Source organism: Arthrobacter sp. JSM 101049 (genome assembly GCF_041679245.1).
GTDB lineage: Bacteria > Actinomycetota > Actinomycetes > Actinomycetales > Micrococcaceae > Arthrobacter_H.
In genome coordinates, this window is the sequence record NZ_JBGFFC010000005.1 from 117,705 (window position 1) to 130,163 (window position 12,459).

Annotated in this window: 11 protein-coding genes; 7 read left to right on the plus strand and 4 right to left on the minus strand. The window is 69.9% G+C overall.

All coding sequences use genetic code 11. The features are described from left to right. Window positions 1-26: 26 nt before the first annotated feature. The gene (locus AB8M85_RS14010) at window positions 27-3,821 is read right to left on the minus strand and encodes a multifunctional oxoglutarate decarboxylase/oxoglutarate dehydrogenase thiamine pyrophosphate-binding subunit/dihydrolipoyllysine-residue succinyltransferase subunit (RefSeq protein WP_372699452.1); all 3,795 of its coding nucleotides are present in this window, start codon (window positions 3,819-3,821) and stop codon (window positions 27-29) included. A 508-nt stretch (window positions 3,822-4,329) separates the two neighbouring features. Between AB8M85_RS14010 and AB8M85_RS14015 the strand changes: the two genes are divergently transcribed. The 4 genes from AB8M85_RS14015 to AB8M85_RS14030 all read left to right on the plus strand — a co-directional run bounded on the left by AB8M85_RS14015 (window position 4,330) and on the right by AB8M85_RS14030 (window position 8,557). After that, the gene (locus AB8M85_RS14015; RefSeq protein ID WP_372699453.1) at window positions 4,330-5,655 is read left to right on the plus strand and encodes a hemolysin family protein; all 1,326 of its coding nucleotides are present in this window, start codon (window positions 4,330-4,332) and stop codon (window positions 5,653-5,655) included. Next, the gene (locus tag AB8M85_RS14020; protein ID WP_372699454.1) at window positions 5,652-6,743 is read left to right on the plus strand and encodes a hemolysin family protein; all 1,092 of its coding nucleotides are present in this window, start codon (window positions 5,652-5,654) and stop codon (window positions 6,741-6,743) included. The genes AB8M85_RS14015 and AB8M85_RS14020 overlap by 4 nt, the downstream gene beginning before the upstream one ends. A gap of 72 nt (window positions 6,744-6,815) precedes the next feature. Beyond that, window positions 6,816-7,676, plus strand: a complete 861-nt coding sequence (locus tag AB8M85_RS14025; protein ID WP_372699455.1) for a metal ABC transporter ATP-binding protein — start codon at window positions 6,816-6,818, stop codon at window positions 7,674-7,676. Beyond that, a complete protein-coding gene (locus AB8M85_RS14030; RefSeq protein ID WP_372699456.1) occupies window positions 7,673-8,557 on the plus strand; it encodes a metal ABC transporter permease in 885 nt (294 codons plus the stop codon). Before AB8M85_RS14025 ends, AB8M85_RS14030 begins: the two co-directional genes overlap by 4 nt. A 50-nt stretch (window positions 8,558-8,607) precedes the next feature. On the opposite strand, the gene AB8M85_RS14035 is transcribed toward AB8M85_RS14030, so the two are convergent. Together AB8M85_RS14035 and AB8M85_RS14040 are read right to left on the minus strand one after the other, a co-directional pair. After that, window positions 8,608-8,916, minus strand: a complete 309-nt coding sequence (locus tag AB8M85_RS14035; RefSeq protein ID WP_372699457.1) for a hypothetical protein — start codon at window positions 8,914-8,916, stop codon at window positions 8,608-8,610. A gap of 54 nt (window positions 8,917-8,970) precedes the next feature. Further along, entirely contained in the window at window positions 8,971-9,420 is a 450-nt protein-coding gene (locus tag AB8M85_RS14040) for a Fur family transcriptional regulator (protein WP_372699458.1), read from the minus strand. Between the two features lie 89 nt (window positions 9,421-9,509). On the opposite strand from AB8M85_RS14040, the gene AB8M85_RS14045 reads away from it, so the two are divergent. Then, window positions 9,510-10,172 carry an MBL fold metallo-hydrolase gene (locus AB8M85_RS14045; protein WP_372699459.1) on the plus strand — a complete coding sequence of 221 codons (663 nt, stop codon included), beginning with the start codon at window positions 9,510-9,512 and terminating at the stop codon, window positions 10,170-10,172. Between the two features lie 54 nt (window positions 10,173-10,226). Here AB8M85_RS14045 and AB8M85_RS14050 read toward each other — a convergent pair whose 3' ends face one another. Continuing rightward, complete coding sequence (locus AB8M85_RS14050) at window positions 10,227-10,556, minus strand: VOC family protein (protein ID WP_372699460.1); 330 nt, start codon at window positions 10,554-10,556, stop codon at window positions 10,227-10,229. A gap of 317 nt (window positions 10,557-10,873) precedes the next feature. Between AB8M85_RS14050 and AB8M85_RS14055 the strand changes: the two genes are divergently transcribed. Both AB8M85_RS14055 and AB8M85_RS14060 read left to right on the plus strand, forming a co-directional pair. After that, window positions 10,874-11,749 (plus strand): sulfurtransferase, encoded by an 876-nt coding sequence (locus tag AB8M85_RS14055; RefSeq protein WP_372699461.1) that lies wholly within the window; start codon window positions 10,874-10,876, stop codon window positions 11,747-11,749. A 218-nt stretch (window positions 11,750-11,967) separates the two neighbouring features. Then, window positions 11,968-12,396 carry an HIT family protein gene (locus tag AB8M85_RS14060; RefSeq protein WP_372699540.1) on the plus strand — a complete coding sequence of 143 codons (429 nt, stop codon included), beginning with the start codon at window positions 11,968-11,970 and terminating at the stop codon, window positions 12,394-12,396. Window positions 12,397-12,459 lie beyond the last annotated feature (63 nt).

Sequence of the window (12,459 nt, forward strand, 5' to 3'; positions counted from 1 at the left end):
AGCTGATGCGTTGTGCCTGTGGCCTGCTACTGCCCGAAGGCGTCCTGCAGCAGTTCCGCCAGTTCGACCTCGTGCCGCTTGTGCGAGCCGGTCGAGGTGGCCGCCGACGCCGAACGCGAGACCAGCACCAGCGGGCGGTCCAGCTCCGGGGCCAGGTTCAGGCCCATGAAGGGCCACGGGCCCTGGTTCGCCGGCTCGTCCTGCGTCCAGTACAGCTTGGCGTTCGGGTACTTGGCCAGTTCGGCCTTGATCTGCTCGAGGGGCAGCGGGTACAGCTGCTCCACGCGGATGATCGCTGTCTTCTCGTCGCCGGCCTTCTTGCGGGCCGCTTCCAGGTCGTAGTAGAGGCGGCCGGACACCAGCAGCACGCGCTCGACGGCCGAGTCCTGGAGGTTCATCGTGTCGCCGATGACCTCCTGGAAGCGGCCCTGGGTGAAGTCCTCCACCGTGCAGGCGGCGGCCTTCAGGCGCAGCAGCTGCTTCGGGGTGAAGATCACCAGCGGCTTGCGCGGCCGGGCGTAGGCCTGGCGGCGCAGCAGGTGGAAGTGGTTGGCGCCGTTGGACGGGTTCGCCACGACCAGGTTGTCCTCGGCGCACATCTGCAGGAAGCGCTCGATGCGGGCGGAGGAGTGGTCCGGCCCTTGGCCCTCGTAGCCGTGCGGGAGCATGAGCACCAGCGAGGACCGCTGGCCCCACTTCTGCTCGGCGGAGGAGATGAACTCGTCGATGATGGTCTGTGCGCCGTTGACGAAGTCGCCGAACTGCGCCTCCCACAACACCAGGGCGTCCGGCCGCTCGACGGAGTAGCCGTACTCGAAGCCCATGGCAGCGTATTCGCTGAGCAGCGAATCGTAGATCCACAGCTTCGCCTGGTCCTCGGACAGGCTGCGCAGCGGCATCCATTCCTCGCCGGTCTGGCGGTCGTGGAAGACGGAGTGGCGCTGCACGAACGTGCCACGGCGCGAATCCTGGCCGGAGAGCCGGACGGGCACGCCTTCGAGCGACAGCGAGCCGAAGGCGGCGATCTCGGCGAAGCCCCAGTCGATGCCGCCCTCGCGGGACATGGCCTCGCGGCGCTCCAGCAGCGCCTTGAGCTTCGGGTGGATCGTGAAGCCCTCGGGAATCGCCAGGTGGGCCTTGCCCACGGTCGCCAGGGTCTCGGCGCTAATCGAGGTGTCCTTGACCCGGTTCGCGGTCTGGTCCTCGACCTGGGAGGCCGGCAGTTCCAGGTCGTTGACCTTGGTGTCGTCCGAGCCCACGACCGGGATCGGGGAGGTCTGGGCGGCGTGGGTCTCGGCGAAGACGCGTTCCAGGCGGCCCTGGTAGTCGCGCAGCGCCTGGTCGGCCTCGTCCTGGGTGATGTCGTTGCGGCCGACCAGCGCCTCGGTGTAGAGCTTGCGGGTCGAGCGCTTGGCCTCGATGAGGTTGTACATCATCGGCTGCGTCATCGAGGGGTCATCACCCTCGTTGTGGCCGCGACGGCGGTAGCAGACGAGGTCGATGACCACGTCCTTGTTGAACTCCTGGCGGTACTTGAACGCCAGCTGGGCCACGCGGACCACTGCCTCCGGATCGTCGCCGTTCACGTGGAAGACCGGTGCCTGGATGATCTTGGCGGCGTCGGTCGAGTAGACCGAGGAGCGCGAGGCGGTCGGGGAGGTGGTGAAGCCGACCTGGTTGTTGACCACCACGTGGATGGTGCCGCCGGTGCGGTAGCCGCGCAACTGCGAGAGGTTCAGCGTCTCGGCCACGACGCCCTGGCCGGCAAATGCCGCGTCGCCGTGGACCAGGATCGGCAGCACGCTGAAGCCGTCGGACTCGGTGCCCAGGTCCAGACGGTCCTGCTTGGCGCGCACGATGCCCTCGAGCACCGGATCCACCGCTTCGAGGTGGGACGGGTTGGCGGCCAGGTAGATGCGGGTCTCGTTGCCGCTGTCCGAGGTGAACTTGCCTTCGGTGCCCAGGTGGTACTTCACGTCACCGGATCCCTGGACGCTGCGCGGGTCCTGGGTGCCCTCGAACTCGCGGAAGACCTGTGCATAGGTCTTGCCGGCGATGTTGGTCAGCACGTTCAGCCGGCCGCGGTGGGCCATGCCGATCGCGACCTCGTCCAGGCCCTGGTCGGCGGCGTCGGAGATGATGCCGTCAAGCAGCGGGATCAGCGATTCGCCGCCCTCCAGCGAGAAGCGCTTCTGGCCGACGAACTTGGTCTGCAGGAAGGTCTCGAAGGCCTCGGCGGCGTTGAGGCGGCCCAGGATGCGGAACTGCTCCTCGCGGCTGGGCTTCTTGTACTCGTGCTCCATCTCGTCCTGGAACCACTGGCGTTCCTCCGGGTTCTGGATGTGCATGTACTCGATGCCGGTGGTGCGGCAGTACGAATCGCGCAGCACGCCCAGGATCTTGCGCAGCGTCAGGCGCGAGGCCCCGCCGAAGCCGCCGGTGACCCACTCGCGCTCCAGGTCCCACAGCGTCAGGCCGTAGGTGCGGATGTCCAGGTCCGGGTGGCGGCGCTGGACGTATTCGAGCGGGTTGATGTCGGCCATCAGGTGCCCACGCACGCGGTAGGCGTGGATGAGCTGCTGGATGCGGGCGATCTTGTTGACCTGGAGCTCGACGTCGACCTGGTTGTCCACGACCCAGCGCACGGGCTCGTACGGGATGCGCAGCGCCTCGAAGATCTCGTCGTAGAAGCCCTGCTCGCCGAGCAGCAGCGATTCGACCAGGCGCAGGAACTCGCCGGACCCGGCGCCCTGGATGACGCGGTGGTCGTAGGTCGAGGTCAGGGTGATGACCTTGCCGATGCCCTGCGCGGCCACCGTCTTCTCGCTGGCGCCGCGGAACTCAGCCGGGTACTCCAGGGCGCCGACGCCGACGATGGTCGCCTGGCCCTTGGACAGGCGCGGGACCGAGTGCACGGTGCCGATGCCGCCGGGGTTGGTCAGCGAGGTGGTGGTGCCGGCGTAGTCGTCGGCGGTGAGCTTGTTGTTGCGGGCCCGCTTGATCAGGTCCTCGTAGCTGTTCCAGAACTCCGAGAAGTTCAGGGTCTCGGCCTTCTTGATGTTCGGCACGGCCAGCATGCGCGAGCCGTCCGGCTTCGGGATGTCGATGGCGATGCCGAAGTTCACGTGGGCAGGGTGCACGGCGGTGGGCTTGCCGTCGACCTCGCGATAGGTCACGTTCTGCGAGGGGAAGAGCTTGAGGGCACGCACGACGGCGAAGCCGATGAGGTGCGTGAAGGAGACCTTGCCGCCGCGGGCACGGCCCAGATGGCTGTTGATGACGATCCGGTTGTCGATCAGGGCCTTGGCCGGGACGGCACGCACCGTCGTGGCGGTCGGGACCTCGAGCGACTGCTCCATGTTGGTGGCGATGGCCTTGGCCGGACCGCGCAGCGGCTTGGCGACGTCCTCCTCGGTCTGGTCCGCCCCGGAGGTGGACTTCGGCAGCTCGGCCGGGATGGGGGAGGTCTTCGGGGCGGGGTCGGCCGGCTTGGCCTTCGGGGTCTCCGGCGTGTCCTTGGGGGTGTCCCCGGAGGTGGCGGTCGTGTCGGCGGGCTTCGCGGCCGGCTTCTTCTCGGCGGGCGCGTCGTTCACGCGGGCCTCGGTGGCCGCGCGGGGGCTGGGACCGGATCCGTTGCCGGTCTGCTCCGGGGCGGACCCGGAGGCGGGAGGACGCCCCGAGGAATCGAACGAGTCGAAGATGCTCCACCACTTCTTGTCCACGGAGTTCTTGTCCCGCAAATATTGCTGGTAGAGCTCCTCGACGAGCCACTCATTGCCGCCGAACTCCTCGGTCAGTCGGTGGTGTGGTTGATCTGGCACGATGACGCCTCTTCTCCCTGGTTGCCTCGTCGCTGGGTCCGATCGTGGTGGCGCGACGAAATAGTCCTAGACCTGCCGCCAGTCTAGTGACTATCGGCATGGCGTTGCGAATCAGCCGCGCCCGGATTCGCGGGGAATCCGGCAGCAGGCGGAGAACCCATGCGGGACGCCACGGGCGGGTGTGTGCAAGGACACGCGGAACGGCAGAGCGGCCCTCGCGGCGCCCGGCCGGCTTCTGTAGACTGGAGCCCTTATGGACAGCCACTCAGTGTGCCGGCCCGTCGCGACCCCGCGCAGCGCCGGCTCAAACCGTCTCAGCATGCCCACCGCATCCGCCGCCTCGCCCGCAGCCTCCTTGGAGCCTTCCAGTCCGGGCGCAGCACCGGCCGGCTCCGGCAGTTCGGAGCCTTCCAGACCGGGGTCCACGCACCCCTCGCCCTCCCTGCCGGCCCCGCACCGGCGTCGTGCAGGGTGGCAATCCCCGGGAACGACGGCGGTGAGCCGGTAGGTGGAATGGATCCTCCTGGCCCTCGGCCTGCTCCTGGTCGGGGGGACCGGGTTCTTCGTCGCCGTCGAATTCTCCCTGGTTGCCCTGGACCAGAGCACCGTGCAACGGGCCGTCGCCGCAGGCGAACGCGGCGCCGAGCCGCTGTTGCGCTGCCTGAAGTCGCTCTCGACCCAGCTCTCTTCCTGCCAGCTGGGCATCACCCTGACCACGCTGCTGACCGGCTACGTGATGGAGCCGTCGGTGGGCAAGCTGCTCACCCCGCTGCTCGCCGCCGCCGGGCTCGGGCCCAGCGCGGCGCCGGTCTCGCTGATCGTGGCGATGGCGTTCGCCACGGTCCTCTCGATGCTGGTGGGGGAGCTGGTCCCCAAGAACCTGGCCATCGCCCGGGCGCTGCCCATCGGCCGGGCCATCGCCCGCCCGCAACTGGTCTTCACCGCCGTCTTCAAGCCGGCGATCATCGTGCTCAACGGCTTCTCCAACAACGTCCTGCACACCATGGGGCTGGAGGCCAAGGAGGAGATCTCCGGGGCGCGCAGCCCCGCGGAGCTGAACTCCCTGGTGCGCCGTTCGGTCGAGATGGGCACGCTGGATCGCGACACGGCCCGCTTCCTCTCGCGCACGCTGCGCTTTTCCGAGCGCTCGGCGGCGGACGTGATGACCCCGCGCATCCGCATGGAAACCGTCGACCTGGACGAGCCGCTGGAATCGATCATCGAGACCGCGCGCCGGACCGGCTACTCGCGCTTCCCCGTCATCGGCGACTCCGCCGATGACGTCGAGGGCGTCTGCCATGTGAAGAAGGCCGTCGCCGTGCCGCGCAACAAGCGCGCCGGGCTGGTCGCCGCGACCATCATGGAGGACATCATCTCCGTGCCCGAAACCGTGCACCTGGATTCGCTGATCGCGGACCTGCGCGGGGCCAACCGGCAGGTAGCCATGGTGCTCGACGAGTACGGCGGCACCGCCGGCATGGTCACCCTGGAGGACCTGGTCGAGGAGATCGTCGGCGAGGTCACCGACGAACACGACAAGACCCAGCCAGGGGTCCTCGTCTCGGCCAGCGGCCGCTGGTACTTCCCGGGCCTTTTGCGCCCGGACGAGCTCGGCGACCAGGTCCCGGGGCTGAAGATCCCCGACGACGCCTCCTACGAGACCGTCGGCGGCTACGTGATGACCATGCTCGGACGCATCCCCGCCGTCGGGGACATCGTCGAGACCGGCAACGGCGAGCTGCTCGTGGAGGTCATGGACGGGCGCCGGGTCGAGCGGCTGAGCTTCCAGGCCGCCACCGTGGACGGCCCCGCGGCAGGGGAGGAGGACCGATGAGCGACTGGCTGGGCATCATGTGGCTGGTCGTGCTGCTGCTGGGCAACGCCTTCTTCGTCGCCTCCGAATTCGCCGTGATGACCGCCCGGCGCAGCCAGATCGAGCCCCTGCTGGATGCCGGGGTGAAGCGGGCCCGCACGGCGTTGAACGCGATGGAGAACGTCTCGCTCATGTTGGCGGTCTGCCAGCTGGGCATCACCGTGTGCTCGCTGCTGATCCTCAACGTGGCCGAACCGGCGATCCACCACCTCTTCGCCGGGCCGCTGGAATCCATCGGCGTGCCCGTGGCCGTCGCGGACACGACGGCGTTCGTGATCGCGCTGCTGATCGTCACCTTCCTGCACGTGACGTTCGGGGAGATGGTGCCCAAGAACATCTCCGTCTCGGTCGCCGACAAGGCGGTGCTGCTGCTCGCGCCGCCGCTGATCGGGCTCGCCAAGGTCCTGCATCCCGTGGTGGCCTCGCTGAACTGGCTGGCCAACCACGCCCTGAAGCTCATGCGCGTCGAGCCCCAGGACGAGGTCACCAGCTCCTTCACCCTCGAGGAGGTCCAGTCGATCGTCCAGGAATCCACGCGCTCCGGGCTGGTCGAGGACGGCAGCGGCATCATCCACGGCGCTCTGGAGTTCTCCGACTACACGGCCGAGACCTCCATGGTCCCGCTCGGCGAAGTCGTCACCCTGGCCGCGGACACCACGCCGGCACAGTTCGAGAAGGCCGTCGGCCGCACCGGGTTCTCCCGCTTCGTCATCACCGACGAGGAGGAGAACCTGGCCGGCTACCTGCACCTGAAGGACGTGATGTCCATCCCACAGTCGCGCTACGACCAGCCGATCCCGGTCACCCGGCTGCGCAACCTGGCGAACCTGGGCACCGACGTCGAGGTCGAGGACGCCTTGGCCGTCATGCAGCGCACCGGCTCCCACCTGGCCCGCGTGAACGACGCCGGCGGCCGGACGCTGGGGATCCTCTTCCTCGAGGACGTGCTCGAGCAGCTGGTCGGCGAGATCAACGATTCCAACGACCGCCGCGGCATGCGCCGCTTCAACCACCAGGGCGGTAATGAAAACGAGTCTCATTTGAGCTAAGCTGGTTCCCGCACCGCGACCGGGACTCCGGGCGCGGCTCCCGCCACCAGCCCCGTACCAGGAAGGCCCCCCGTGCCCGAAACCAGCCCGTCCGCCACGACACCGGCGGTGAAGCTGCGCGGCGCCGGACTGGACTTCGGGTCCCGCCGCCTCTTCAGCGGCCTGGACCTCGACGTCCAGCCGGGGGAGTTCCTGGCCGTCCTCGGGCCCAACGGCGCCGGCAAGACCACGCTGCTCAAGGTCCTGCTCGGGCTGCAGGGCCTGAGCACCGGCAGCGTCGAGGTCGGCGGACGCCCGGTGACCCGCGGCTCGCGGTGGATCGGCAGCATCCCGCAGCAACGCGGCTTCCCCGCCGACACCGCACTGCGCGCCCGCGACCTGGTCGCCCTGGGCGTCGACGGCCATCGCTGCGGCCCGCGGATCCTGCACCGCCGCCAGGTCAACGCCCGCGTGGACAAGCTGCTCGAACGCGTCGGCGCCACCGCCTACGCCGATCGACCCGTCGGGCTGCTCTCCGGCGGCGAACAACAGCGGCTGCGCGCGGCCCAGGCGCTCGCCGGGGAGCCGGAACTGCTGCTCTGCGACGAGCCGCTGCTCTCGCTGGACCTGCACCACCAGCAGGCCGTCTCGGCCCTGATCCACCGGCAGGCCTGCGACCACGGCAGCGCCGTCGTCTTCGTCACCCACGAGATCAACCCGGTCCTGCAATACGTCGACCGCGTTCTGTACCTGGCCGGCGGCCGCTTCCACGTCGGCACCCCCGAAGAGGTCATGCGCTCGGACGTCCTCTCCGAGCTGTACTCGAGCCCCATCGAGGTCTTCCGCAGCCGCGGGCGCATCGTCGTCGTCGGCATGCCCGAGACCCTGGAACACCACCACCCCGCGGACGCCGGCGCGGCCCCCGCGGCAACTGTCGAAGGCGGCCTGCTGTGAACCCGGACGACATCTGGCAGACGATCTTCAGCTTCGAGAACTACGGCGAGCTGCTGCCGCTGGTGGCCAACTCGATCATCGCCGGGGCCATCCTGGGCCTGGTCGGCGGGCTGGTCGGCATCTTCGTGATGATGCGGGACATGGCCTTCGCCGTCCACGGGATCGCCGAGCTGAGCTTCGCCGGCGCCGCCTTCGCCCTGCTCATCGGCGCCAACGTCGTCGGCGGATCGCTGGTGGGCAGCATCGCCGCCTCCCTGGTCCTGGGGCTCATGGGCGCCAACGCGCGCGACCGCAACTCGATCATCGGCATCCTCATGCCCTTCGGCCTGGGCCTGGGCATCCTGTTCCTCTCCCTCTACGAGGGTCGCAGCGCCAACAAGTTCGGCCTGCTCACCGGCCAGATCGTCGCCGTGGACTCCGTGCAGCTGGGCGTGCTGGCCGTCTGCTCGCTCGTGGTGATCGTCGGATTGCTGGCCATCTGGCGGCCGCTGATGTTCGTCAGCGTCGACCCCGCCGTCGCGGCGGCCCGGGGCATCCCCGCCGGCCGGCTGTCCGTGGCGTTCATGCTGCTGCTGGGCCTGGCCGTGGCACTGTCCATCCAGGTCGTCGGCGCGCTGCTGGTGCTCTCACTGCTCATCACCCCCGCGGCCGCGGCGATCCGCGTGACCGCCCGACCGGGCCTGACCGTGGTGCTGAGCATCGTGTTCGCGATGACCAGCGTGGTCGGCGGCATCATGCTCGCCCTGGCCGGCCGCCTGCCGATCAGCCCCTACGTGACCACCATTTCCTTCGCGATCTACCTGGTCTGCCGCACGATCGCCTGGCGCCGGTCCCGGGTGCGGCGGATCGCGGCCGAGTCGGCAGCTCCGGTTCCCGCCTGAGGCGCGCTGCAGCAGGAGAAGCACGACGGCGGTGCCCGGTGTCGTGCCCGTCAGGCAGGTTCCGATTGCAACTGCCAGGCCAAGGCCACCGCATGCTCGATGGCGTCGGCATCGCCGTGTTCCAGGTCGGCGACCACCATCATGTGCTTCCCGAATCGGCGGGGCACGGAAAACGTTCCGGGGAACTCGCGCAGCAGCTCACCGCGCCGGCCGAATGATGCACGGATCACGACATGGTCGTCCTCGAGCTGCCGGGCAACCAGCCGGCCGTGGAAGCGCCACTGCGCCAACCCGTCACCTGCAGACTCCCGGACGCCGGGGAACGAGGTCGCGATGCCGCCGAAGGCGCTGATCTCCACGGCGACAGTCTGGCACCCGGAGCCGGGCGGGGGAAGGGGAGCCGCCGGTGGCCGTCAGGCCGTTTCTTGTCCGTCGGCCGCTGCGCGCTGCCGGGTGCACTCGGGGCAGTACCCGTAGATCTCCACGGTGTGCGAGGACTCGGTGAAGCCGTGCTCGGCGGCGACGCGCACGGCCCACGACTCGACCGCCGGCGCCTCGACCTCGACGCCCTTGCCGCAGGAGCGGCAGACCAGGTGGTGGTGGTGGACCTCGGCCTCGCAGCGGCGGTAGGCGGCCTCGCCCTCACCGGAGCGGACGACGTCGAGCAGGTCGTCTTCGGCCATCGACTGCAGGATCCGGTAGACGGTGGCCAATGAGACCTTCTCGCCCGTGTCCTGCAACAGCCGGTGCAGCTCCTGGGCGGAGACAAAATCGTCCAGCCGGCCCACGGCGGCCTCGACCGCGAGACGCTGCTTGGTGACGCGCTGTTCCCGTCCGCGTTTGGGTTCGACGTTCTGGGACATGGCGTTGCTGCGCTCCTGGTGATTCGCTGCCGGCGGGTGACTGGCCGATCCAGCTTATCAGCGGGCCCGCCGCGAACTAGGGTGGGGGCATGAAGCTGACGAAACATGGACACGCCTGCATCCGCCTCGAAAAGGGATCCCGGGTCATGGTCATCGACCCCGGCACCTTCACCGACGTCCCCGCCGCGATGGCCGGTGCCGAAGCGGTCCTGGTGACCCACGAACATGCCGACCACATCGACCCGGCGGCCGTCCTGCCGATCCTGGACCGCACCGCCGGGGTGCACCTGTACGCGCCGCAGGCCGTGGTCGACCAGTTGCTGGCCCACGAGGCCATCGGGGGATCGGCCGGGCGGATCCACGTAGTGGCTCCGGGCGACGAGCAGCACATCGCGGGATTCGACGTGCGCGTCATCGGCGGCCAGCACGCGCTGATCCACCCGCAAATCCCCCTCGTGGCCAACCTCGGCTACCTCATCGACGGCGTCCTCTACCATCCGGGAGACTCGTTGATCGTCCCCGACGGGACCGCCGTGGACACGGTGCTGGTGCCGCTGCACGCGCCCTGGTCGAAGCTGCAGGAGACCGTCGATTTCGTCGTGTCCCTACGGGCCAAGCACGCCTACCAGATCCACGACGGACTGCTTAACGAGACCGGCCTGGGAATGATGTCCGGGCATGTGACCCGCTTCGGAGCCCGGTACGGCACCGAGTTCGAATTCCTGCAGGTCGGCGACAGCCGCGAGGTCTGAGCCCACGCACTCCGGGCTTCGCCGGGGGAGTGCTCTGCTGGAGGTGTGATCAGGCTACGCGCTGGTGTCGATGATGCAGAACAGGGTGCCGCCGGGGGCCGCCAGCACGACGAAATCCGCGCCCTCGGGGTAGTCCCACGCGACCCGCTCGGCGCCCAGGTCCAGCAGCCGCTGGACCTCGGCCTGCTGTTCCGCCGCGCTGTCGACCCAGAGGTCCAGATGCGTGCGGTCGCCACGGTCCAGGTGCAGGCGGGGCGTGGCGCCGTCCGGCGGGAGCAGGAAATCCGGGTTGGAGCCCTGGCGGTATCCCAGGGCCGCGCTCCAGAAGACGGCTGCCCGGCCGGTGTCGGGCACGTTCAGCACGATGGCCCCGATGCGGATCATGCGCCGAAGCTACCGAGTAGTTTCCCGCCGGTCAAGACCTCGCCAGGCCGGCCCGGGGAAGCCCCGGGAAGCGCTCAGCCGCGCGGGTCCGCCGGTTCCGCACACTCCCCGCCAGCCAGGAAGCCCTCGGCAGCTCGTCCGTGTGCAGGTCCGTGTCGGCGGAGCGCACGGTATCGGCCTCCCAGGCCAGGACGGCCCGGTTCACCCACTGGCGTCCCGACGGCGGTTGTAGGGTTGGTGCATCAACGAATCCACCCGTTCAGCCGACCCGCCGCCGCGGGCCGCATGCCGGACGGGACGCGGCGAAGGGAGTGGGCATGCAGGTACTGATGGGTCCCGGGGAGCTGGCCGAACGGATGGCCGCCGGGCAGCGCACCGTGCTGCTGGACGTGCGCTGGGCGCTGGGCCAGGACACCGGGCATCGCGACTACCTGGCAGGCCACCTGCCCGGGGCCGTCTACGTGGACCTCGAGACCGAGCTCGCCGCCCCGGGATCGCCCGAACACGGCCGGCACCCGCTGCCGGAAGCGCGGGACTTTGCCGCCGCCGTCGAGCGCTGGGGCATCCACCCCTCGGACACCGTGGTGGCCTACGACGCCGTGGGCGGCACCTCGGCTGCGCGTGCCTGGTGGCTGCTGCGCGACGCCGGGATGGACCGGGTCTTCCTGCTCGACGGCGGCCTGCAGGCCTGGCAGGAGGCCGGCGGGGAACTCGACACCGGCGAGGTGAACGCCGAACCGGGCACCTGGGAACCGACCCCGGGCGCCATGCCGGTCATCGACGCCGATGCGGCAGCGTCCTTCGCCCCGGAGGGGGTCCTGCTCGACGCCCGTGCCGGGGAACGCTACCGCGGCGAGGTCGAACCGGTCGACCCCCGCCCCGGCCACATCCCGGGAGCGCGGAGCGCGCCGACCGTGGGCAACCTCGACACCGCCGGCCGGTTCCTGCCGGCCGGGGCCCTGCTCTCGCGCTTCGCCGAGATCGAGCCCGAATTGGCCGGGGGAGGGGACGACGGCGGTTCCTCCGGGCTCGGGGCGCCTGCCGTGGCTGTCTACTGCGGTTCAGGGGTCAGCGCCGCGCACGAGATCGCGGCCCTGGAGATCGCCGGGGTGCGGGCTGCCCTGTATCCGGGATCGTATTCGCAGTTCTCCTCCGATCCGGACCGCGAGGTCGCCACCGGCAACGAAGCGTAGCCGCCCTTCCCGGAAGGCCGGCGTCACCGGCCCACCCACCGCCCCGCCGGCTCGGCACCCCCGGCTGGCCCCGGCAGCGGAGCCGCGGGTATGTTCGGGGTATGACGCCCCGGTTCCCGCCCCCGCCCCGCGATTGGCTGGCCACGCACCGGCCCGCGGCCACCGGCACGGCGCGCACCAGCAGGCACCCCCATGACGACGACCGAGAAGAGGGCACCGTGAGCACGCTGTTCACCAAGATCATCAACGGAGAATTGCCGGGACGCTTCATCTGGAAGGATCCCGACGTCGTCGCGTTCCTGTCCATCGGGCCGATCACCGACGGCCACACCCTGGTGGTGCCGCGCCAGGAAGTCGACCAGTGGACCGACGCCGATCCGGAACTGCTCTCCAAGCTCACCGGGGTCGCCCGGATCATCGGCCGAGCGCAGACCCGCGCCTTCGGCTCCGAGCGCGCCGGGCTGATGGTCGCCGGCTTCGAGGTGCCGCACCTGCACGTCCACGTGTGGCCGACGAACTCGCTGGCCGACTTCGACCTCTCCCGGGCGGACACCGACCCCAAGGCCGCCCGCCTGGACGAGAACGCCGAGAAGCTGCGGACCGCGCTGCGCGAGGACGGGCACACGGACACGGTCCCGGCCAGCTAGCAGACGCCGCCTCCCGTCGGTACGGGAGGCGCGACGTCCGGACCGGCGGGGCCGGGCGTGCCC

Excerpts from the sequence above, each read along its gene's own strand:
- AB8M85_RS14050 (WP_372699460.1), bottom strand. The coding sequence starts at position 10,556 with ATGATCCGCATCGGGGCCATCGTGCTGAACGTGCCCGACACCGGCCGG.
- AB8M85_RS14045 (WP_372699459.1), top strand. The coding sequence starts at position 9,510 with ATGAAGCTGACGAAACATGGACACGCCTGCATCCGCCTCGAAAAGGGA.
- AB8M85_RS14020 (WP_372699454.1), top strand. The coding sequence starts at position 5,652 with ATGAGCGACTGGCTGGGCATCATGTGGCTGGTCGTGCTGCTGCTGGGC.
- AB8M85_RS14055 (WP_372699461.1), top strand. The coding sequence starts at position 10,874 with ATGCAGGTACTGATGGGTCCCGGGGAGCTGGCCGAACGGATGGCCGCC.
- AB8M85_RS14040 (WP_372699458.1), bottom strand. The coding sequence starts at position 9,420 with ATGTCCCAGAACGTCGAACCCAAACGCGGACGGGAACAGCGCGTCACC.